Here is a 22,269-nt window from a genome sequence, read left to right on the forward strand (position 1 = left end):
TCATTATAAAAAACTAAGCTACTTCAATGTTAGTCAAACTTGACATCGATACTTCCGTATTTCCTACCATTAATTTTGTTTCTCCATCCACAATTTTAACAGAAGTCACTGTACCTGATTGAGATACATTGTCAGAATCTTTCCAAGTAACTTTTTTACCTATAAGCCCACTTGCTTGCAATCGATTCAAATATTGAATTTGCTCTGACACAATATTGTTGGTAGCATCAGCACCTATATAAGAAACTTGCGACAAGTCAACTTCTGTGTTTCCTACCATTAACTTTGCTTCACCATTTGCATATTTTACGGAGCTTACAACCCCAGTATACGTATTATTTTTCGCATCTGTCCAAATAATGCCTTTACCTACTACAGAATTTGCTTGAACCGAACTCATTGCTGTATTCAAATTCGTCATTTGTTCAAGTGCAGAGAATTGCGCCAATTGAGCAACATATTCACTATTATCTTGTGGATCCAAAGGATCTTGATATTGCATCTGTGTAACCAACAACTTCAAAAATTGTTCTTTGCCTAATTCATTATTGGCAGTAGTTGCAGTAGTAGTAGTCGCTAAATTAGAAACTGCTGTTCCATTTTTCGTATTTAAAACTGTACTATCTGACATAAGAACCCCTCCTTATATTTTATAATCGATTCCTTCCTCAGCTTTATTCACTAAGGAAACTTCATTTACTTTATCAACTTCATCCTCAAAATTGGCCAAATCTATTTTACGATTTTTAAAGCGATTGTTCTGTCCTTGCTGTCCCGGTTGACTTTGCCTGCTATCAGAGAAAAATTCGCCAAGTCCACCATAAACACCAACCGTATCTACTTTAAGCCCTTGGTTCGTCAGTTCTTGCTTTAACTGCACTAAAGTTGTTTCTAAAATATTTCTTACTTGCGTATTATCACTATGGAAAGAAGCACTTACAACACCATTCTCTACGGTAACTTTTAAGGTTAATTCCCCTAGATGTTCCGGCTTTAACTTAATTACCATTTGCGTGTCTTCAGTCCCTTTGATCAAGCGTGCTTGTTCAACGATCTGCCCATGAATTTCAGATGCAGGCACTTGCGGTGCAGAATTTGCGGTAGCAGGCGTTTCTGCGCTGTGATTGGTTTGATTCGTTGTCATAGTCAAAATTTGTCCAAAAGAATTTGTATTCATTTGTTCCGCATTTTTACCTGTCATATCAAACATTCCAGCTTGTTCCTCTGTTGCACTACTTATATTCGTCACTGCATCAATGGTACGTACAGAATCAACTTTTAACTCAGAAGTGTTTTCTTTGCTGATCGTTAACGGATTAACTATTTCTTCTAAAGAGTCATCAGAAAGCCCCTTATCTACTTGTTTTTCACCTGTTGCATCAGGCAAAAGTCTTCTCATTTGTTGATTTACCGTTTGCAACTCAGCCAAAACAGGTTGCTCAACAACTGTTTTTACTACAAGATCACGACTGCCTTCTTCTATCGACTTCAAAGCTTCTGCTTGATTTGCAAAAACTTCTGCCACATTATTTGCAGTTGCATCACGATTTGTAGGCTGCAAAAATTCTGTTGCCAAATTAGGCTCAACTGCGTCTCCAGAAGATTTCATCAATACATTTAAAGGATCAGTGTCTGCGTTCACTGAAGTTAACATAGTATCGATGCTTGTTACTTCAACATTAGAAGTGCTTTGTGTTTGGCTTTTTATCACGTCAGCAAAATTAATATTACTTGCTTGCGTTCCAAGTGCACCATTTAGATTTTCATCTTGTACTGCTGGTTTGGTTGTTTGGATTTCTGGTATCGAAGCCACGGTTAATAAAAAGGCTGCTTGCTGCAAATGCATAGATTGCTTTAAATCATTTGAACCATCCTCTGAATTTTCCACAATCTGATCTTTTTTTGTTCTAGCATCAGCAAAAATATCAGTGAACTTTTTTTCGCCTTTTTGATCATTCTTTTGCTTCGCATTTTGCGTAGAAGCAGTCTTAGTCGTTGTTTCTTGTAATACACGATTTGTTTCAGGCGCCACGTTTGCAAAATTCATCATCATGTCCATATTTATCACCTCCTTTCACGGCAAACTAATATATTAAAATCAAGTTTCATCTAACTTGGTTTACTGCAGGCTTCCCATTATACATCAAACGAGTTAACCTTGCGCTGCGCGAAGCATCAAACTTTGGCAATAATTTAGACACTTGGGATTCATCCATCTTACCCAGAATACTAATGATCATATCATCATCTAAGCTTTCTAAAATTGGTACTGCTTCTTCAGGTTTCATCGCGCCATATAAACGTGCAAGTTTAGATATCCGTTTTTTTTCCTCTGCTTGTCTTATTTTAAGTTGTTTATCAATTTCCGCTTTATCTAAAACTAAGGGCTTAGAGGCATCTGGTTTCTTTTCCTCTTCTGTTAATTTCAAAGGATCATCAGGATTACTTCCATCTTTATTCTTTGAATCCGGAATAATAATTGGCTCACCAGGTTTATCTGAATTATTTGTCTCTTGGGTTTCTGACTTAGCATTCAGCGGTTTTTCAAAATATTGTCCGATAATCGGATAATTATATAGCCCAAGTTTTTCATTGACTTGGCTTACATCAAAAACCCTCAAATAAACACCCAAGAAAAAGCCACCAATGATCAAAGCTAAAATTACAAAAAAAGCAACCAGAATCTTAGTTATTCGAAGAAATAGAGACTGTTTTTCTTCTTCTTCAAATTCCTCATCATCTTCAAATTCATTTTCAAGCTCTTCTATTTTTTTTGTTGATTCTTCACTTTTTGCTTTGTTTGCCGCCATCTCACTACCTACCTTCTAGGATACTTTCCAAATCAGCTATATAGATCAAGAACTTTTCTTACATAGTTTTGAGTTTCAGCATATGGTGGAATCCCATTATAGTTTTTTACTGCTTGTGGTCCTGCATTATAAGCGGCTACAGCTTTTGATACATCTCCATCGAAAGTATTTAACAGCTGCTTAATATATTTTACACCGCCTTCAATATTGTCACGCGGATCGTAAATATTTTTAACACCAAGTGAATCCGCTGTCGCAGGCATAAGCTGCATGATACCAACTGCTCCAGCATCTGAAACAGCATCTGCCGTATAATTTGATTCCGTTTTAGCAACAGCGTTTACAAGACTAGGATCTACACCATATTTATGCGCTGCTTGATCAATTAAAGATGCAATATCTGCTGAAGCAGTATTCGAAGCAACAGACTTATTTGCCATTGTTGCTGCATTGCCTGTTTTTGCTTTTGAATTAATTTCTCCATTTTTTTGTTTCATCGCCTGATCAACATAAGCTTGAAATTTATAATTATTAAAATTCTTAGGAGAAAATTTATCTTCAATCGTATGAATCCTTTGTAAAACCTGATTAATTCCTTCCATCATTTACATTCACCTTGCCATCCGTGTGTATATTTGCAATCCAATTTCATCAAGTTCTTTTTGTTCATCAAGTAACTGCTCTCGTTGAAATTTTTCAAAACTTTTATCACGTAATTGTTCAACTGTTTTTAATTTACTCATTGCCAGTTGCAAAATTTTAAGTTTTTCTTTCTTCGCCAATTCAGCTTCCACAATACATTGTTTTTGATTTTCAATTTGAAGACGCATCCGATCAAAATAACCGCTATAGCTTGTCAATGTATCAACTGTAATTTTTTGATTCGACATCTTATAATATTCTTGCATCCCATGTAAGAGTTCATTTTCATAATCAACTAACTTGTTCTTTTGATCCAGCAAAAATTTTGCTGCCTTCGCGAACTCAATTTCTGCTTGCTCTTTTTTTATTTGTTCAACTTTAAGTACCGCATTTAACCGAAATTTAAACTTTTTCAATTAAAGCATTCTCCCTAATCTATTGATAAATTTCAAGAAGATAATCCAAGCAATCGTTTTACTGTATCATCAAAAGTATCAACTTCATATACACCTTGTTGCAGAAAACTTTTGATTGCTTCAATCTGCACAATCGCTCTGTCAATATTTGCATTTGATCCCTTGACATACGCACCAATATTAATGAGGTCTTCTGCTTCACGATAGACTGCCATTAAAGATCGCATTTTTTGCGCTGCATCATAATGCGTCTTTTCTACAATTTCAAGCATTACTCGACTTACGCTATTTAAAAGATCAATCGCGGGATAATGGTTTTGAGCTGCGATCGACCTCGAAAGAACAATATGACCATCCAAGATACTTCTAACCGCATCGGCAATTGGTTCATTCATATCATCCCCATCTACAAGTACAGTGTAAATTCCTGTAATAGAACCAATATCATTTGTACCAGCTCTCTCCAATAGTCTTGGCAGCATTGCAAAAACAGACGGCGTATATCCACGAGTCGCGGGAGGTTCACCTACAGTTAAACCAACTTCGCGTTGTGCCATAGCAAAACGTGTTACTGAGTCCATCATTAATACGACATTCATACCTTGATCTCGAAAATATTCGGCGATTGCGGTTGCCGTCATGGCACCTTTAATTCTCACAAGTGCTGGTTGATCCGATGTAGCTACAATAACAACAGACCGTTTTAAGCCCTCTTCGCCTAAATCACGTTCAATAAATTCTCTAACCTCACGGCCACGTTCACCAATCAATGCAATTACACTAATATCAGCTTCCGTGTTGCGCGCAATCATCCCAAGCAATGTACTTTTTCCAACACCACTACCAGCCATGATGCCGATACGTTGACCGCACCCCATTGTAATCGCGCCATCAATCGCTCTCACGCCAACCGGTAAAACTTCATGTATCCGAGGTCTGGAAAGCGGATGTGGGGGAATCGCATTCAATGGATACTCTTGTTCTGTATTCAAAGGACCCTTACCATCCATTGGATTACCCAATCCATCCAATACTCGACCCAATAAATTCCTGCCGACGCCTACTTTTAGTGTTTTTTGTGCCGATATTACCTCACACCCCGGTCCAATGCCCTGCATTTCACCAATTGGCATAAGTAGCACGCGCCCTTGACGGAAACCAACAACTTCAGCAGGAATCTGTTCGACCTGTTTTAATCTGGAACAGACATAACATAGCTCCCCAAGACTGACATTAGGCCCCTGCGATTCGATAACTAAGCCAATGACCTGTGTAATCTTTCCATTCATTTTAATTGGCTCGCAGGAGTTTATCGCATTCATATATTTACTAATATCAATATCCATCTCTACATAACTTCCTGAATCGCTTTTTTTACTGTTTCAATCTGTGTGCTCAACCTGGCATCAACATTTCCATTTGCACTTTCAACAATACAGTTTCCATTCGTCAGTGTTGCGTCTGCGGAAATTGTCAGTTGACTATCTGAATCAAGCATCGCTTGAAATTCACTTTTTGCCATTAATACGAGCTCATAATCATCAGGAGAAACTTTAATCACAATCTCATTTTGATCACGGACTTTTTCTAAAGCTGTTTTCACCAGCGGTAATACAATCTGAGGTACATCAATCACATGCTGTGGTATAATTTTGTCCGCGATTGCCATAGAAATTTGAACAATTTTGTTTTCCGCTTTCAGAATACTATTTTTTGCTTCATTTTCAGCTAATCCAAGTATGCGTTCTGCCTTTTCAGTTGTTTCTTTTATCGCATCCGTCATTTCATTCTTTGCTGTTTGATATCCATTATCATGTCCTTCATGATAACCTTTTTCTTTACCTTCATCGTATGCTGCATTTTTTATTCCTTCTGCTTCTTGCTTAGCATCTATTAAAATAGCTTCTGCCTCTTTTTGTGCATTTGCTATAATGTGATTCCGCTGCATTTCAGCATCTTCAACAATTTTAGCACCTTTACGTTTTTGTTCTTCCAACATAACAGCATAAGCAGCGGCTGCAGCAATGTCCTCTCGGTCAAACTCTATTTCGCCCTGTAATTTTCCAACAAAATTTATCTCTGGATTCTCCAACACTTTAGGACTATCTTGTAATATAGCGCTTTTTATAACCCTAGACAACCATTTCGTCTCCTTTACCGCGAGATACTATAATTTCACCAGATTCTTCAAGGCGTCTAATTACGTTTACTACTTTTTGTTGTGATTCTTCTACATCACGTATCTTAACAGGACCCATATATTCAATTTCTTCTTTCAACATATCAGCAGCACGCTTAGACATATTTTTATATACTTTTTCACCAACTTCAGGCGCAGTGGCTTTTAGTGCCAGTGCCAAATCTTTCTGATCTACTTCACGCAATACCAATTGCAGCGACCGATCGTCCAGCATAACAATATCTTCAAATACAAACATAAGACGTTTTATTTCTTCAGCAAGTTCTGGATTTTCTACTTCTAAATTTTCAATAATTGTACGTTCTGTTGTCCTATCAACACGATTCAATACTTCGACAATAGAGCTAACACCACCCGCTGCTGTAAAATCTTGTGTTACAAGAGAAGAAAGCTTTCTTTCCAACACACGTTCAACTTCACGCAAAACATCTGGGGTTGTTCTATCCATCGTTGCAATTCTTCTAGCTACTTCCACCTGGCGTTCAGGCGGAAGTGCAGAAATAATGGCTGCCGATTGATCAGCTGATAGATACGCCATAATCAACGCAATTGTTTGTGGATGTTCGCTTTGGATAAAATTTAAAAGTTGTGCTGGATCTGTTTTTCGGGCAAAATCAAACGGACGAATCTGCAGACTCGAAGTTAAGCGGTTAATAATATTAACTGCTTCTTCTGAGCCCAGGGCTTTTTCCAGCACTTCACGAGCATATTCCAAGCCACCTGTAGAAATATACTCTTTTGCCATTGCCATTTGGTAAAACTCACTAATTACTTTGTCTTTTTGTTCTTGTGTTACTTGGCGTTGGTTTGCTATCTCCAAGGTGAGTTTTTCAATTTCATCTTCATGCAAATGTTTAAAAAGTTGTGCCGAAATTTCTGGACCAAGTGCAATAAAGAGAATTGCCGCCTTCTGTTTATTTGTCAACTCATTAGATTCATACATATGCTCACCTACAATAACTTATTATTCTTCTGACAACCATGTTCTTACCAATTGGGCAACTTCCTCTGGTCGCGTCTTAATTAGCTCTTCCAAAGCTTGTCTCTCTGTCATGCGATTTTTCTCTTCTGGTGACATTTCATCAAGACTTTCCATAGCAGCTGCTTGCTCATTCGCCTTTGCTTCTTTTTGAGCTTGCTGCAACGCTTCAAGAGCAGCCCGTTCTTCAGCTTCTTTAGCAAGACGAGCTTTCCGGCGACGCATATAGATAAATGCTCCAATCATCGCGAGAACCAAGACTCCTAAAGCTACTTTCATCCAGAACATCTGATTTTCTCTGTCAAGACGTGCTTGGTCTTCTCTAGCTTGACGGTCTGCCAACTCAGTGCTGAACGGTACCGCTTCTACAGAAATTGTGTCTCCACGTCCTGTATCCAAACCAATGGCAGAGGATGCCGCTCTAGAGATACTATCTTGTTGATTTCTCGGCATTTGTTCATCAACCAAAACCGCCACAGTTAAGCGTTTAATTGAACCTGGTGCCGCAACTACCTTTTCTTTACTCTCATTTATTTCAAAGTTTTTTGTTACTTCTTTTTTATCATACTGCGATTGTGTATTATTGGCAGCAACATACCCCGGAATATTCGATGTAGTTCCTGCTGGTCCTCCTGGAGCTGCTGATGTACCATTATAGCTTTCAGCATTTTCTTGCGAACTACGAACAATTCCCGAATCATCAACTACTGGTTCAAAAACTTGCCGATCCAGTGTACGCTGATCAAAAGTCAGTTCAACATTGACTCTCGCAACGGCTTTTCCCTCACCTAATACTTGATCCAAAAAAGTCTGCAGATCTTTTTGTAAGCGATCTTGTACTTTTTTCGTCATATCCAATTGTGTTAGAGTCGCATTACCTACAGATTTTTCATCATCTTCCGGATCGTTCAATATTTTGCCGGCATTATCTACAATCGTAATATTTTGCGCCTGCAATCCCTGCACACTATGTGCAACTAGGTTCACAATACCTTTTATATGTTGTTTAGATAATTGCTGATTCGGTTTCAACTTCAACATAATAGAAGCTGTTGCCGGTTTTTCATTTTTCTTATATAAACTATCTTCCGGCAATACAATATGAACCCGCGCTTTTTCAACCTCTTCCAATTGTTCGATTGTCCTCGTTAGTTCACCCTGTAATGCTTGCAAATAGTTTACTTTGTTCTGAAATTCGGTAACACCAAGTTTACTATCATCAAATATTTCAAAACCTTTTTGCCCACGCGGCAACCCTTGAGTCGCAAGTTCTAAACGAGCATTATGTACATCTTTTGCTTGCACTAAAATCGCTGTACCACGTGATGATTCTTGCGGTTCATAAGGTATTTTCATTTCTTTGAGCTTTGCTGCAACTTCGCCCGCATCTTTCGCTTCCATCCCCGTAAACAAAGGTACCATATCCGGTTTACTACCCCACCAATAACTCCAACCAAAAATCGTTATCATTAATAGTGCAGCAACTCCCATAATCGTATACCGTTGCCTTTTACCAAGTTTATTCCAAACTTGCAGAGACTGCTCCTTCCAGTCTGCCATCGTCTCATCCTTTCACCAAAAAAGTATATTACTCTACATCAAACCTGCATGCGCATAACTTCTTGATATGCATCTATCACTTTATTACGTACTTGCATAGTAAGCTGTAAAGCAATGCTTGCTTTTTCAGTTGCTACAATTACTTGGGATATATCTTTCACCTTTCCCGCCGCCATATCAATATTCGCTTGTTGCCCTTTTAATTGAAGTTCATTTACATTATTTAAAGCTTCATTAAAATACTCGCCAAAACTTTTTTGTACTATTTTTTGATTTTCACCAAGATGTGTAGTTGCACTACTTACAACCGGCGTCAACTTCAATGCTTCAACTTGCATTCAACACACCTCTTCTATTTTCCAATATCCAATGTTTTCATCGCCATGCTCTTCGCTGCATTCACAGACGTTACATTCGCTTCATAAGCTCTCGAAGCAGTAATCATATCTACCATTTCAGAAACTATGTTTAAATTTGGCATTTCCACATATCCTTCGGCGTTTGCATCCGGATGACTAGGATCATATATCGTACGTCCAGGTGTATTGTCTGTCGTAATTTGAACAGCTCTCACACCCTCACCAGCTTCATTTTGCATTTCTTTTGATAAAGTTTTCGAAAACGAGTTCGTTTCTCCATTTCTCGGTTCAAAAATAACCACCCGGCGACGATACGCACCGCCTTCTTCTGTACGCGTAGTATTGGCATTCGCTATGTTGTTGGAAATAACATCCATTCGTAAACGTTCAGCTGTCATTCCTGACGCTGCTGCATCTATTGCACCAAACATTCCCACACAAAGTTCCTCCTTTAATATTTATGTAAACTCTAACCACTTATAAACGCATTTATTTTTGACCTGCTATAACAGATTTCATACTTGAAAAATAATCACCTAATTGTCTAACCACTGCGTTATAATAAATTGTATTTTTCGCTAACGCTGCCATTTCTGAATCAATATCAACGTTGTTGCCATCCGTCCGCATTGTTGTAGTACCGATGGTCTGAATCTGCGGATTTACAATTCCATTATGCGTTTCATCAATCGGGAGATGCTTATCTTGTGTACGCACCATTTGCAAATGCTTGCCAGTTGGAGCCAGTTGTTCTGCCAACAAGCTTTCAAAAACAACTTCACTTTTCTTAAATCCAGGCGTATTTACATTTGCAATATTATTACTAATTACACTATGTCTCATATTTGAAGCACTTAATGACTGGCTCAACACATTCACCAATGGCGACTGGGTTATTTTTTCAATCATATCTTCTTTTCCTCCATTATCACCAAACTGTATTTAAAATAAGAATAAACATAAGGATTATTAAACGAGTTTATATTTCTACACTTTTCAGCAAAATTCCTTTTAAAAATTCGCCAAAACCCTTTATTTTTACCATAAACAAGATAATTGAGCATATTGTCCTATCAATAAACTTGAATTTTAAATAATTCTTGTAAATTATATCATAGAAAAATCTATTTATGTATCCTTTTAAAGAAAAATATGTAAAAATGAGTATTTATATCTATTTTTTTCAGAGAAAACAAAAAAAAATGTCGCTAAAGCGACACTTCTTTTTATCCTTATTCTTATCGTTTCAATTTATGAACTTCTTCTAATAAATGCTCATTGAGCACTTTAATATATGTTCCCTTCATGCCGAGTGATTTTGATTCAATCACACCCGCACTTTCAAATTTTCTCAACGCATTTACAATAACGGATCTTGTAATTCCTACGCGATCTGCAATTTTACTTGCAACCAGTAAACCTTCGTTTCCATCCAATTCACCTAAAATATTAATCGCTGCTTCCACCTCTGAATAAGATAAAGTTGCCAGAGCGATTTGTACAGTTGCTTTTTTTCGTGCTTCAATCTCAATTTTTTGACTATGATCTCTTAGAACTTCCATACCAACAACAGTCGCACCATACTCAGCTAAAATCAAATCTTCATCTGTAAATTTCTCATCAAACTTGGCAACAATTAATGTTCCTATCCGTTCACCGACACCATAGATCGGTACAATTGTAGTAATCTTGTTATGAAAGAAACACTCTGTTTCTTGGCTGAATGCACACATACCACTTTCTAACTGCAAATTCGGTGAAGTTTCATCAATTTTTAACAACCAATTTACATAATGTTTCGGAAATTCACCCTGCATGATCACTTTATCAATCATTAGCTCACATTCAAAGTCATCAATAAAAGCATGCCCAAAAACTTCCCCCGTTTTATCGACAATATATACATTGGCTCCAATTACATTACTTAATACACGCGAGATACCATCATATTCCACACTTTCGGATTTTTGCAATAATTTATTTATTTTTCTTGTTCTTTCTAATAATGAACCAATCATAACAGACCTCCCCTTCTAGCCACTCACTTTTCATTTTTTTACAAATTCAGCTAATGTAACATAATTATATATTACCACGATAAGAAAAATAATTATAGATCCTTCCTTATTTTTCTTTACATTTATAAGATAAAATGACTTAAATCTTGATTTACTACAATATGTCCTAATTTTAAATCAACATATGCTTTATCAATCGTCACATTTTTTTCTTTTATATCTGGAGCTTCAAAAGCTAAATCTTCTAGTAGTTTTTCTAAAATTGTATGTAAACGCCTCGCACCAATATTTTCTGTTTGCGCATTTACATTACAAGCAATCTCAGCAAGCTCTTCTATCGCATCATCTGTAAATTTTATCTTCACGCCTTCTGTTTCTAATAAATATATATATTGCTTAATTAAAGCGTTCGCTGGCTCTGTTAAAATTTGCATGAAATCTGCTTTGGACAGATTCGTAAGCTCTACTCGAATTGGAAACCGACCTTGTAATTCTGGAATCAAATCTGATGGTTTTGCTGTATGGAAAGCCCCTGCCGCAATAAATAAGATATGATCCGTTTTAATAGGTCCATATTTTGTAACAACTGTCGACCCCTCCACGATGGGAAGTATATCTCTTTGCACACCTTCACGCGAAACATCTGGTCCTGATGAATTACCTCGTCCAGCTACTTTGTCAATTTCATCAAGAAAAATAATCCCATTATCTTCTGCTATCTTCATCGCACTTGTAACAACTTCATCCATATCAATCAGCTTTTGTGCTTCTTCCTGCGTGAAAATTTTTCTTGCATTTTGAACGGTTACTTTACGTTTCTTTTGTTTTTTCGGCATTAGACTACCAAGCATATCCTGAATATTGTTTCCCATCTCTTCGATACCCGAGCCAGACAACATTCCAATCATCGGCGTGGCTGTATCTTCTACGCTGATTTCAATCAATTCGTCTTCCATTTCACCTGCCATCAAACGTTTACGACACCATTCTCTTCCCGCCTGATATTTAGGTTCTTCTTCCTGTACCGGTGAATTTTCTTTTGTTTCGTTATTATTAAACAGCATTTCAAATGGATTACGAGAGTTTTCTTTTTTCTGCGTTGGTATAAAGCATTCAATGATCCTTTCATTGGCAAGTTCTAATGCTTTATCATTTACTTCTAACATTTTTTCTTGCTTCAGCATTCTAATTGAAGTTTCCACTAAATCTCTTACCATAGACTCTACATCACGCCCGACATAACCTACTTCAGTAAATTTAGTTGCTTCAACTTTAACAAACGGTGCATTCACCAATTTGGCGAGACGTCTGGCAATTTCGGTCTTTCCAACACCGGTAGAACCTATCATTAAAATATTTTTGGGAATAATTTCATCTTTTAATGATTCAGGTAATTGTTTGCTTCTCCAACGATTTCGAAGTGCAACAGCAACAGATTTTTTGGCCTGTGACTGTCCAACGATATATTTATCTAGCTCATAAACAATTTGCTTTGGGGTTTGTTCTTTCAAAATCAGCCCTCCTAATCTAATTCTTCTACGGTAATATGATGATTGGTAAACACACATATATCCGCTGCAATCTTTAGCGCTTCTTCCGCTATTTCGGATGCTGATAAGTTAGAATACTTAACCATGCCACGTGCTGCTGCTAAAGCATAAGCACCGCCAGAGCCAATTGCAGTCACACCATCATCTGGCTCTATCACTTCTCCATTACCTGATAAAATCAACATCTTTTCATGATCCATAATGATCAGCAATGCTTCCAATTTTCTTAATACACGATCGGTACGCCATTCTTTTGCCAATTCCACAGCCGCCCGCATTAAATTCCCATTAAACTCTTCTAGTTTCGTCTCAAATTTTCCAAACAAAGTAAATGCATCTGCAACCGAGCCTGCAAACCCGGCCAGAACTTTACCATGATACAGGCGTCTGACTTTTTTGGCATTATGTTTCATTACCGTATTGCCACCAAAGGTAACTTGCCCATCGCCGGCAATTGCTGTTTTCCCTTTATGCTTTACAGCCACAATTGTTGTAGCATGAAACATTTCAACACCTCCAAATAGATTTTATGTTATATAGTATGTCTAAAAGACGCTAAACTAGCTAGCGCTCTTTCTGCAATTGTACGATTTTTTAACTTTTTATCCTTAATTCTTTCATTTAACGGCGGCAATAAGCCAAAATTAATATTCATTGGTTGAAATTTCTTTGCATCAGCATTTGTAATATACTGACACATTGCACCATGCGCTGTATCGGCAGGGTAAATAAGCGGTTCACATCCATTTGTTATTTTAACGGAATTGATCCCTGCAACAAGACCACTCGCAGCCGATTCTATATAACCTTCTACCCCCGTCATCTGACCAGCAAATAAAATTTTTGCATTCGTTTGCATTTGAAGTGTAGGTTTCAACACCATTGGAGAATTGATAAATGTATTACGGTGCATTACACCATAACGAACAAATTCTGCTGTATCCAAACCTGGAATCAGACTAAAAACACGTTTTTGTTCTGGCCATTTTAAATGCGTTTGAAAGCCTACGATATTATAAAGACTTGCCGCATAATTATCTTGTCTGAGTTGCACAACTGCGTATGGTCTTTCGCCGGTAACTGGATGTTCAAGCCCAACTGGCTTTAAAGGACCATATCTTAAAGTATCTACCCCACGACTTGCCATCTCTTCAACAGGCATACAGCCTTCAAAAAAAATCGCTTTTTCAAAATCTTTTGTTGCTGTTTTTTCTGCCTGTACAAGCTCCTGCCAAAAACTTGCGTATTCTTCCTTATTCATTGGACAGTTAATATAATCGTCATCACCTTTGCCATAACGAGAAGCTTTATACGCTTTTTCCATATTTAAAGATTCTTTTACAACGATCGGTGCAGCCGCATCGTAAAAATATAAATATTCCTGTCCTGTTAATTTCGCTATCGAATTGGAGAATGCTGGTGATGTCAAAGGGCCGCTTGCAATGATAACAACATCGTCTGTTTTTGGAATTTCGATAACTTCTTCATGAACAACCTGAATCAATGGATGATTTTTTATTTTATCTGTAATATATTCACTAAAAGCATTGCGGTCTACAGCAAGTGCACCGCCAGCTGGAATCTTCGTTGCATCAGCAGCTTCCATGATCAGTGAGTGCATTTGGCGCATTTCTTCTTTCATTAAACCAACAGCGTTTTCAAGTCCCGCCCCGCGAAGAGAATTACTGCAAACCAACTCTGCAAAATTCTCACTATGATGTGCCGGGGTCGACACCTTTGGACGCATTTCATATAGCTCTACATGGATACCCTTTTGTGCGATCTGCCAAGCAGCTTCACTGCCAGCAAGACCGGCTCCAATTATAATTACTTTAGACACTAATTTTCCTCCGCTTGTTTTGTACTACTTTTCTTTTTACTTCTAGTCTTTGTTGATTTCTTCTTTTTTACCTCTGATGATTTAGTCGAAATTTCTTTTTCTTCCTTTTTATCAGGATTTTCTTCTTTTTTCTTTAATTTTTCTAATTCTTTGTTAATAGGATGTTCTTTTCTTGTCTCACAGAGAGCATTACTGCAATACGTAATAAATCGCCCATTTTTATAATTATGTTTTAACATAAACGCTCCGCAGGTCGGACAATTTTCTTTCAACGGCATATCCCAAGTAACGAAATCACAGTCCGGATAGTTTTTACATCCGTAAAAATTTTTCCCGCGTTTTGTCCGACGTTCTACAATATTACCGCCGCATTTTCCACATAAGACCCCAGTGTCTTTTAATAAAGGTTTCGTATTTCTACATTCGGGAAATCCTGGACATGCAAGAAATTTTCCGTATCTCCCTTGTTTTACTACCATCATTCTTCCGCAATGTTCGCATGGAACATCAGAAACTTCCACCGGTAATTCAACATGACCAATATCTTCTTCTGCATGTTCAAGTGTTTTTTCAAATGGACCATAAAAATCACTTAATAATTTATTTTTTTCGAATTTCCCCTCTGCAATTTCATCCAACTTATTTTCAAGTGCAGCGGAAAATTCTGCGTCAACAATATCTTCAAAATATTCTTTTAACATATCAACCACAACGAAACCTAATTCCGTTGGCACAAATTTTTTATCTGCACGCACAACATAGCCTCTGCCCAAAATGGTTTCAATAATTGGAGAATAAGTACTTGGACGACCAATTCCTTTTTCTTCAAGAATTTTAACCAAAGAAGCTTCATTATATCTTGGTGGTGGTTCGGTAAAATGTTGTTTAGGTAGTACTTTCTGCAAGTGAACAACTTGTTCAAGCGTCAATTCAGGTAGATTAACGTCTTTTTCAGTTTCCTTTGTGTCTTTTCCTTCAATATAAACTGCAGTAAACCCAGCAAATTTTAAGATTGAACCAGTTGCTTTAGCTCCGAATCTGCCTGCTTGAAAATCAATCGTTACGGTATCATAGATCGCCGCTGACATTTGACTGGCAACAAAGCGTTCCCAAATAAGCGTGTATAATTTCAATTGATCTTTTGACAAATATTTTTGAATACTGTCCGGTGTAAACACAACACTTGTTGGGCGAATTGCTTCATGCGCATCTTGCGATTTTTTAGTCGAATAAACAGGTGGTTTTTCCGGCAAGTAATCTTTACCAAATCTTTCACCCACATAGTCTCTTGCTTCTGTCTGCGCAAGTTCAGCGATTCGCGTAGAATCGGTACGCATGTAAGTGATTAAACCAACCGGTCCTTTTTTCCCTAATTCTAACCCTTCATATAATTGCTGTGCAAGCATCATCGTCTTACGAGAAGTAAACCCTAATTTTCGTGAGGCATCCTGCTGTAAACTGCTTGTAATAAAAGGAGGCGCAGGTTTGCGCTGACGCTGACGTTTTTTTATGTCACGTACAGCAAATGTTTGTTGTTCCAACTCATTTTTTATATTTTCTGCTTCTGTTTCCGTTTTGATGGAAATCTTATTTCCATCAACCGTAACCAATTCCGCATCAAACATTGCAGATTTTGGTTTTTCTCTTAATTTTAATCCGACAGACCAGTATTCTTCCGACACAAATTTCTGTATCTCTTTTTCTCTGTCACAAATAATTTTAACTGCTACAGACTGTACACGACCGGCACTAAGACCTTTACGAATTTTACGCCACAAAAGCGGGCTTAATTTATATCCTACAATTCGATCTAACATACGACGTGCCTGTTGCGCATCTACTCGATTTAGATCAATAGGATGCGGATTTTTAACAGCCTCTTGAATTGCCGGCTTCGTAATTTCATGAAATACAATTCTACAGGCATCATACGCATCAATATTTAATATATGTGCTAGATGCCAAGCAATTGCTTCCCCTTCACGATCCGGGTCAGATGCCAAATATATCTTGTCTGCAGTCTTTGCAGCTGTTTTCAAAGACTTAATCAGATCACCTTTACCACGAATATTAATATATTTAGGCGTAAAATCATTCTCAATATCTACACCAAATTGGCTTTTAGGTAAATCACGCAAATGTCCCATTGATGCTTTAACCGTATAATTTTTACCTAAATATTTCTCTATTGTTTTCGCTTTAGCTGGTGATTCTACAACAACCAGTGTTTTACTCACAAAATGTCCTCCTTCATAGCACGAACATAGCAATGCGAGCCACGTTCATGCAGCAGACCACGCAATTCCATTTGTAATAATATAAAATTGATATTTGACGCATTACTTCGCGTTTTTAATATAATTTCATCCACTGTCATAGGTTCGTTATAGCTCAATAAATCATAGATTGCCTTTTCTTCCTCTGACAGCATAAAATTGCCGCTCTTTTCATTTTTAAAATACGTTACATTATATTCTTCAAGTATGTCAGAAATTGATTCAACCAATTTTGCTCCCTGCTGAATGAGCTTATGACACCCTTTGCTTGTCGCCGAAAAAATACTACCTGGCACAGCAAATACATCTCTACCTTCATTTAATGCATATTCTGCAGTAATCAGTGAACCACTTTTAAGCGCAGCTTCAACAACCACTGTGCCATCAGTTAATCCACTAATGATTCGATTCCTACTTGGGAAAAAAGCAGGATTAGGCTTCGTACCGGGTGCATATTCGGAGATAATAAGTCCAACTTCTGCAATCTGCTCTAACAAATTCTTATTTTCCGGCGGATAACTTACATCAACACCGCAACCTAGCACTGCAACCGTGGAGCCGATCTCTAAGGCACCTTGATGCGCTGCTGTATCAATTCCACGAGCAGCACCACTTACAACACTAAATTTTGCCTTTGTAAGTTCACACCCCAACATGCGCGCAATGTTTCTGCCATATGTAGACGCCTTTCGAGCACCGACGATCGCTATACTCCGATCAGCAAATGCTAAATTTCCTCGATAAAAAAATATCATCGGCGGATTATAAATATCTTTTAATTTCTTCGGATATATATCATCTTGATAACTGCATAAATGAATCTTTTGTTTTTCCCATGTAAAAGCGAACTGATCTACATCAATTGATTGTTTTTTCAACTCCGTTAATTTATCACAAGTTACCCTATCAATGCAACCACTTGCCTGTAAATCCAGCTTACTTGCATTCCATACATTTTGTGCATTGCCAAAGTGTTCTATTAGTTTACGTAATCGCATGCTGCCAATCCCAGGCACCATTTGTAATACCGCTAAAAATATTTTTTCCACAGCGAACACCACCTAATAAAATCAACATTGTATAAACGAATTTTCATTTATGGAAATAATTCTATGCCATTCTCTTATATTACAATAAGAATCATCATTTGCAAAGCTGATTTAAAATACAACTTGCTATATCGTTAGCCGCATTAGGTTTTGAAATTTGCCTAGCATTTATTTTCATATTAGTAAGTACATTAGACTCTATTCTAAATATTTTGTCAATTACCTTTTTTAAGGTACTAATTTTATTAATTTTTATTGCAACTTTTTTTCTTAATAGAAATTTTGTATTTTCTTCTTCTTGTCCAGGAATCGGCTGATATATAATCATGGGTAAAGCTGAACACAGCGCCTCACTCACAGTTACGCCTCCTGCTTTTGATATGAGGATATCAGACACTGCCATAAATTCGTATATATTATGTACGAAACCAAATATATGCATATCGTGTTTGATTTTTGATTGCATCTTTTGTACTTTACGATATAAATTTTTATTTTCGCCTGTGACAACAATTAGCTGCATGGCTGTGGTACAAGAATTTAAACATTGAATAACTTTGAGCATAGGGAAAATTCCAGCACCTCCGCCCATGATTAATACTATTTTAGTCTTATCACAAAATTTCATACATTTTAAAAGCTTATTTTTATCATAAATTCGTTCATACATAACAGAAACAGGAATTCCCAAAGCATAGCTTCGTTCCTGTTTAATGTGGCACTTGATTAAATTCTCAATCAAACTATCCTCGGCAACAAAATATTGTTTTGTATCTTGATTTATCCACATTTGATGGACTGTAAAATCCGTAATGACACTAACACTTGGAATACTCATTTGTGCATGCTCTTTTAGATACTGCATCACATTAGCTGGCGTTGCATGTGTACATACGACAACATCCGGTCTATAAGCCATCAAATAAACTTTTAACTTTTTTGCAAAAAAAGCACTTATGATCTTTCGCATCCATAAAGCACCTTGTTTTCTATTTCCCCAAGTATACGCCTTTTTATATACTTGGGGAATAAAAATTAAACTTTTAAAATAAACGTTTAATAAAGTACAGCGGAAAAATTTATTTACAAAATCCAAAATGTCTATATGCTCAACTACAATATCATGCTGCAATCTTTTCATAGCTTGTGCAATGGATACAGCAGCTTGTCTATGCCCAGAACCAATCGAGGCACTAAGAAATAAGATTTTAGGGGATTTCTTCATACGATTTTCTACTCCTTAGATCGTTATTTTTCCATAGAAATTAACTTCACCATCATCCGGACAAACCTCCAGTAACTGCTGCACTGTCAAACCGTTTATCATACTTTCATTCGTAATATCTAACATTGGTACTAATACAAATTTTCGCAATGTCAAATAAGGATGTGGTAATTTTAAATCTTCTGTAGATCTTACTATCGTATCATACACTAATAAATCAATATCTATACTTCTTGGTCCCCAATGTAAAACTCTCTTTCTACCCAATTGTTTTTCTATAAAAAGACAAGCATCTAAAAGCTCTTCCGGTGACAAATCGGTTACAATCCTAATCACTGCATTCAAATAACTCCGCTGCTCTTTTCGTCCAAAAGGCTCTGTTTCATAAATTGAAGAACTCTGCATTACAGCTATTTTTTCATGTGCAGCCAATTTATCAACAGCTGCCAATATATACTTTTCTCTATCCCCCATATTAGAACCTAGCCCTAATAGGATCATATTATTTACGACTCCGCACAGATTCTATTTGCACAAAATCAATTGGTCCCGCAATTGGCACAGAAGGTTTACGTACACGGACTGTAACTTCACCAACCGTAGTATAAAGCGATAGTATCTCATCACCGATATGTGCCGCTAATGCTTCAAGTAAGCAAAAGCGCTTATGTTCAGCAATATCTTTCACAAGTTGATAGATAGAAACATAATCAACAGCATCATTTAATTCATCTGTCTCTGCAGCTTTATCTGTTACAGTTTTCAGTTCCACATCAAAATAAAATCGCTGTCCTTGTTCACGTTCATATTCATATACACCATGAAATCCATAAAACATTACATTACTAATCAAAATCTTCGTCATTTTCTCCACTCCTCGTCATTACATCCATCATTTTTAAAATTCTTTTTACCTGTTTGACATCATGAACACGATGAATTTGAACACCTTTAGTTTTCCCTAAAGCAGCCGTTGCGAGCGTACCTTCAACCCTGTCGTGTACAGGCAAGTTTAATACATCTCCGATAAAACGTTTACGCGAAGTCCCTAACAATATAGGACAATCCAATGCTCGGAATGCTTCCAATTTTGACATGACGTATAAATTTTGTGCCGTTGTTTTAGCAAAACCTATCCCTGGATCAATAATTATATTTTCACGTTTTATACCGTTCTCTCTGCCTATATCAATGCTTTTCCTGAAAAAACAATCCATATCATGCATAATACCTTCTGGATAATCGTTCTCATTTTTATTATGCATAACCACAACTGGTACATCATATTTTGCTACAACCTTTGCCATCTCTTCATCATATTGCAACCCCCAAATATCATTGATGATATGAGCACCGTATTGTAATGCGGCTTCCGCTACACTGGCTTTGTAAGTATCCACTGATACGGGTACCTTACAATATGGTAAAACAGCTTCCAATATTGGAATTAACCGTTCCATTTCTTGGTCAGCAGAAATTTTTTCATTCCCGCCATAAGGCCTCGTTGACTCTGCACCTATATCGATCATATCAGCTCCATCGATTTGCAGTTCTTCGACACGACGGATGGCCTGATCTATACAGTTATATTTATTTCCATCTGAAAATGAATCTGGTGTAACATTTAATATTCCCATTATTAAACTATTTTCGTGATCAATCGTCAAATTCCTGTCTTGCCAATTATATTTACGATTAGGTAATTGGTCTACATTTCTTAAGATTTGTTCTATTTTTTCTGCAAGACTTGCAAGTCCCCATGGTTGTACCTTTAATTGTGCTAAGGCCAACCGATACTGTTTCATCGTTGCGCCAATCAGTACATCTGTATATTCCTCACTTAAATCTGCAGCATGCCTTGACACTGCCACATCTCCGCCTTTACCTAAAAACGTCTGTTTTAATATATTTGCAGCTTTTGACCTAATATTTTCCACTTTTATTACTCTAAAAAGCAATTTAGGTTTCAGAATATGAATCCCCACTGGATCACAATCGATTTTTGTAAGCTCATTTTGCACTTGTGAAAAATTTTTAATTTCAATAATATTGATATTCATAGTTCCTCCCTATTGCGATTCAACACATTTTTATTGTATCATAACTATTATACATATTTAAAAATTATATACAAATATTAAATACTACAGATAGTTCCGTACTATTAGGAGGAAACTTGATGAAAAAAAGAATTGATCCAAACTCATTTAATATTCCTGTGGAAGAGATAAAAAACGGCTTTTATAGCGATATTTATTTTTTAAGAACACAAGAAATTTTAAACAAAGCAAATTATCATCCTCATGTTACCATGCAAATTTTTCAACGTACACATGCAACCCTTTGTGGTATTGATGAAGCAATCGCTATAATCAAACGTTGTGCACATAATCCTGAAAAAATCAAAATCCATGCCTTGCATGACGGCGATAAAGTCGAACCTTGGGAAACAATCATGACAATTGAAGGAGATCTAGCAGATTTTTCACATTTAGAAACTGTATATCTTGGCGTAATTGCTCGTCAAACTAAAATTGCCACAAATACAAGCAAAGCAGTATCTGCAGCAAATGGAAAACCAGTATTATTCTTTCCTTCTCGATTCGATCATTACAGTGTGCAGCAATCTGATGGTTATGCGGCAAAAATTGGCGGTATGAGTGGTATTTCCACACCCGCAAACGCAGTTTCCTGGGATGTCGAAGCAGCAGGAACTATTCCTCACGCATTAATTGCAACTTATTTAGGCGACACATTAAAAGCAACTCAGGCATTTGACCAATATATTGACCAAGCTGTAAGCAGAGTTGCACTTGTAGATTTTAATAATGATTGTGTGAACACAAGTTTGGAAATTGCCCGCGCTTTAGGTGATAAACTTTATGGTGTACGTTTAGATACTTCTGATAAAATGGTGGATGCTTCTTTAATAAATCAAATGGGAGATTTCGCTCCAACAGGTGTAAATGAACAGCTCGTTAAGAATGTTCGAAAAGCACTTGATGATAACGGTTTTCATAAAGTCAAAATTATGGTGTCCGGTGGATTTACACCAGAGAGAATCGCTAAATTTGAAGCCAACAAAGTTCCTGTTGATGTATATGCGGTTGGTAGCAGCATATTTTCCACTAACGTGGACTTTACTTCTGATGTAGTTTTGGTAGATGGAAAACCAAGTGCTAAAAAAGGACGTAAATTTAATCCAAATCCGCGCTTAGAACTTGTACCTTGACTACACATCCTATTCAAAACACAATAAAAGCTTAAATTGTGCCTATTATATACGTTAAAATGCCTTTGGTCATTGCCTCAGTAATGACCAAAGGCATTTTATGTTGATGTTAT

23 protein-coding genes are annotated in these 22,269 nt (G+C 37.0%); 1 reads left to right on the forward strand and 22 read right to left on the reverse strand.

Features of this window, described 5'->3' with window-relative positions; genetic code table 11:
• Positions 1-13: 13 nt before the first annotated feature.
• The 22 genes from BN6559_RS02405 to folP form a co-directional block, all read right to left on the reverse strand.
• Positions 14-631 carry a flagellar hook capping FlgD N-terminal domain-containing protein gene (locus BN6559_RS02405; protein WP_110953268.1) on the reverse strand — a complete coding sequence of 206 codons (618 nt, stop codon included), beginning with the start codon at positions 629-631 and terminating at the stop codon, positions 14-16.
• A 12-nt stretch (positions 632-643) separates the two neighbouring features.
• On the reverse strand, positions 644-2,059 hold the full coding sequence (locus tag BN6559_RS02410; protein WP_110953269.1) for a flagellar hook-length control protein FliK: 1,416 nt from the start codon (positions 2,057-2,059) through the stop codon (positions 644-646).
• Between the two features lie 46 nt (positions 2,060-2,105).
• Positions 2,106-2,810 carry a MotE family protein gene (locus tag BN6559_RS02415; RefSeq protein WP_110953270.1) on the reverse strand — a complete coding sequence of 235 codons (705 nt, stop codon included), beginning with the start codon at positions 2,808-2,810 and terminating at the stop codon, positions 2,106-2,108.
• A gap of 32 nt (positions 2,811-2,842) precedes the next feature.
• Complete coding sequence (locus BN6559_RS02420) at positions 2,843-3,415, reverse strand: lytic transglycosylase domain-containing protein (RefSeq protein ID WP_199883692.1); 573 nt, start codon at positions 3,413-3,415, stop codon at positions 2,843-2,845.
• Positions 3,416-3,421: 6 nt separating this feature from the next.
• Positions 3,422-3,868 carry a flagellar export protein FliJ gene (gene fliJ, locus BN6559_RS02425; protein ID WP_110953271.1) on the reverse strand — a complete coding sequence of 149 codons (447 nt, stop codon included), beginning with the start codon at positions 3,866-3,868 and terminating at the stop codon, positions 3,422-3,424.
• Positions 3,869-3,900: 32 nt separating this feature from the next.
• A complete protein-coding gene (gene fliI, locus BN6559_RS02430; protein ID WP_110953272.1) occupies positions 3,901-5,214 on the reverse strand; it encodes a flagellar protein export ATPase FliI in 1,314 nt (437 codons plus the stop codon).
• A 2-nt stretch (positions 5,215-5,216) separates the two neighbouring features.
• Positions 5,217-6,008 carry a FliH/SctL family protein gene (locus tag BN6559_RS02435; protein WP_110953273.1) on the reverse strand — a complete coding sequence of 264 codons (792 nt, stop codon included), beginning with the start codon at positions 6,006-6,008 and terminating at the stop codon, positions 5,217-5,219.
• Entirely contained in the window at positions 6,001-7,011 is a 1,011-nt protein-coding gene (gene fliG, locus BN6559_RS02440; RefSeq protein ID WP_110953274.1) for a flagellar motor switch protein FliG, read from the reverse strand. Before fliG ends, BN6559_RS02435 begins: the two co-directional genes overlap by 8 nt.
• Before the next feature lie 21 nt (positions 7,012-7,032).
• Complete coding sequence (gene fliF, locus BN6559_RS02445) at positions 7,033-8,607, reverse strand: flagellar basal-body MS-ring/collar protein FliF (RefSeq protein ID WP_110953275.1); 1,575 nt, start codon at positions 8,605-8,607, stop codon at positions 7,033-7,035.
• A gap of 38 nt (positions 8,608-8,645) precedes the next feature.
• On the reverse strand, positions 8,646-8,945 hold the full coding sequence (gene fliE / locus BN6559_RS02450) for a flagellar hook-basal body complex protein FliE (RefSeq protein WP_110953276.1): 300 nt from the start codon (positions 8,943-8,945) through the stop codon (positions 8,646-8,648).
• Between the two features lie 14 nt (positions 8,946-8,959).
• Positions 8,960-9,403, reverse strand: coding sequence for a flagellar basal body rod protein FlgC (gene flgC / locus BN6559_RS02455; RefSeq protein ID WP_110953277.1), 444 nt, complete (start codon positions 9,401-9,403; stop codon positions 8,960-8,962).
• 52 nt (positions 9,404-9,455) lie between these two features.
• A complete protein-coding gene (flgB, locus tag BN6559_RS02460; protein WP_110953278.1) occupies positions 9,456-9,875 on the reverse strand; it encodes a flagellar basal body rod protein FlgB in 420 nt (139 codons plus the stop codon).
• 329 nt (positions 9,876-10,204) lie between these two features.
• Positions 10,205-10,981, reverse strand: a complete 777-nt coding sequence (gene codY, locus BN6559_RS02465; protein WP_110956239.1) for a GTP-sensing pleiotropic transcriptional regulator CodY — start codon at positions 10,979-10,981, stop codon at positions 10,205-10,207.
• Positions 10,982-11,106: 125 nt separating this feature from the next.
• Positions 11,107-12,495 carry an ATP-dependent protease ATPase subunit HslU gene (gene hslU, locus BN6559_RS02470; RefSeq protein ID WP_110953279.1) on the reverse strand — a complete coding sequence of 463 codons (1,389 nt, stop codon included), beginning with the start codon at positions 12,493-12,495 and terminating at the stop codon, positions 11,107-11,109.
• A gap of 11 nt (positions 12,496-12,506) precedes the next feature.
• Entirely contained in the window at positions 12,507-13,040 is a 534-nt protein-coding gene (gene hslV / locus BN6559_RS02475; protein ID WP_110953280.1) for an ATP-dependent protease subunit HslV, read from the reverse strand.
• Between the two features lie 26 nt (positions 13,041-13,066).
• Positions 13,067-14,374, reverse strand: coding sequence for an FADH(2)-oxidizing methylenetetrahydrofolate--tRNA-(uracil(54)-C(5))-methyltransferase TrmFO (gene trmFO / locus BN6559_RS02480; RefSeq protein ID WP_110953281.1), 1,308 nt, complete (start codon positions 14,372-14,374; stop codon positions 13,067-13,069).
• The gene (gene topA, locus BN6559_RS02485; RefSeq protein WP_110953282.1) at positions 14,374-16,611 is read right to left on the reverse strand and encodes a type I DNA topoisomerase; all 2,238 of its coding nucleotides are present in this window, start codon (positions 16,609-16,611) and stop codon (positions 14,374-14,376) included. Before topA ends, trmFO begins: the two co-directional genes overlap by 1 nt.
• Complete coding sequence (gene dprA, locus BN6559_RS02490; RefSeq protein ID WP_110953283.1) at positions 16,608-17,699, reverse strand: DNA-processing protein DprA; 1,092 nt, start codon at positions 17,697-17,699, stop codon at positions 16,608-16,610. The genes topA and dprA overlap by 4 nt, the downstream gene beginning before the upstream one ends.
• 94 nt (positions 17,700-17,793) lie before the next feature.
• Positions 17,794-18,924 carry an MGDG synthase family glycosyltransferase gene (locus tag BN6559_RS02495; protein ID WP_110953284.1) on the reverse strand — a complete coding sequence of 377 codons (1,131 nt, stop codon included), beginning with the start codon at positions 18,922-18,924 and terminating at the stop codon, positions 17,794-17,796.
• Between the two features lie 15 nt (positions 18,925-18,939).
• Positions 18,940-19,425, reverse strand: coding sequence for a 2-amino-4-hydroxy-6-hydroxymethyldihydropteridine diphosphokinase (gene folK, locus BN6559_RS02500; protein WP_110953285.1), 486 nt, complete (start codon positions 19,423-19,425; stop codon positions 18,940-18,942).
• Position 19,426: 1 nt separating this feature from the next.
• Complete coding sequence (gene folB, locus BN6559_RS02505) at positions 19,427-19,789, reverse strand: dihydroneopterin aldolase (protein ID WP_110953286.1); 363 nt, start codon at positions 19,787-19,789, stop codon at positions 19,427-19,429.
• Positions 19,770-20,984 carry a dihydropteroate synthase gene (folP, locus tag BN6559_RS02510; protein WP_110953287.1) on the reverse strand — a complete coding sequence of 405 codons (1,215 nt, stop codon included), beginning with the start codon at positions 20,982-20,984 and terminating at the stop codon, positions 19,770-19,772. Before folP ends, folB begins: the two co-directional genes overlap by 20 nt.
• Positions 20,985-21,103: 119 nt before the next feature.
• Here folP and BN6559_RS02515 point away from each other — a divergent pair, with 119 nt between their 5' ends.
• Positions 21,104-22,156 (forward strand): nicotinate phosphoribosyltransferase, encoded by a 1,053-nt coding sequence (locus tag BN6559_RS02515; protein WP_110953288.1) that lies wholly within the window; start codon positions 21,104-21,106, stop codon positions 22,154-22,156.
• Positions 22,157-22,269 lie beyond the last annotated feature (113 nt).

Source organism: Massilibacillus massiliensis (assembly GCF_900086705.1).
Classification (GTDB): Bacteria; Bacillota; Negativicutes; order FLKF01; family FLKF01; genus Massilibacillus; species Massilibacillus massiliensis.

Coding starts and splice junctions, on each gene's coding strand:
- BN6559_RS02405 (WP_110953268.1), bottom strand. CDS start 631: ATGTCAGATAGTACAGTTTTAAATACGAAAAATGGAACAGCAGTTTCT.
- BN6559_RS02410 (WP_110953269.1), bottom strand. CDS start 2,059: ATGGACATGATGATGAATTTTGCAAACGTGGCGCCTGAAACAAATCGT.
- BN6559_RS02415 (WP_110953270.1), bottom strand. CDS start 2,810: ATGGCGGCAAACAAAGCAAAAAGTGAAGAATCAACAAAAAAAATAGAA.
- BN6559_RS02420 (WP_199883692.1), bottom strand. CDS start 3,415: ATGATGGAAGGAATTAATCAGGTTTTACAAAGGATTCATACGATTGAA.
- fliI (WP_110953272.1), bottom strand. CDS start 5,214: ATGGATATTGATATTAGTAAATATATGAATGCGATAAACTCCTGCGAG.
- fliG (WP_110953274.1), bottom strand. CDS start 7,011: ATGTATGAATCTAATGAGTTGACAAATAAACAGAAGGCGGCAATTCTC.
- fliF (WP_110953275.1), bottom strand. CDS start 8,607: ATGGCAGACTGGAAGGAGCAGTCTCTGCAAGTTTGGAATAAACTTGGT.
- fliE (WP_110953276.1), bottom strand. CDS start 8,945: ATGCAAGTTGAAGCATTGAAGTTGACGCCGGTTGTAAGTAGTGCAACT.
- flgB (WP_110953278.1), bottom strand. CDS start 9,875: ATGATTGAAAAAATAACCCAGTCGCCATTGGTGAATGTGTTGAGCCAG.
- hslV (WP_110953280.1), bottom strand. CDS start 13,040: ATGTTTCATGCTACAACAATTGTGGCTGTAAAGCATAAAGGGAAAACA.
- BN6559_RS02495 (WP_110953284.1), bottom strand. CDS start 18,924: ATGAAGAAATCCCCTAAAATCTTATTTCTTAGTGCCTCGATTGGTTCT.
- folK (WP_110953285.1), bottom strand. CDS start 19,425: ATGATCCTATTAGGGCTAGGTTCTAATATGGGGGATAGAGAAAAGTAT.
- folB (WP_110953286.1), bottom strand. CDS start 19,789: ATGACGAAGATTTTGATTAGTAATGTAATGTTTTATGGATTTCATGGT.
- folP (WP_110953287.1), bottom strand. CDS start 20,984: ATGAATATCAATATTATTGAAATTAAAAATTTTTCACAAGTGCAAAAT.
- BN6559_RS02515 (WP_110953288.1), top strand. CDS start 21,104: ATGAAAAAAAGAATTGATCCAAACTCATTTAATATTCCTGTGGAAGAG.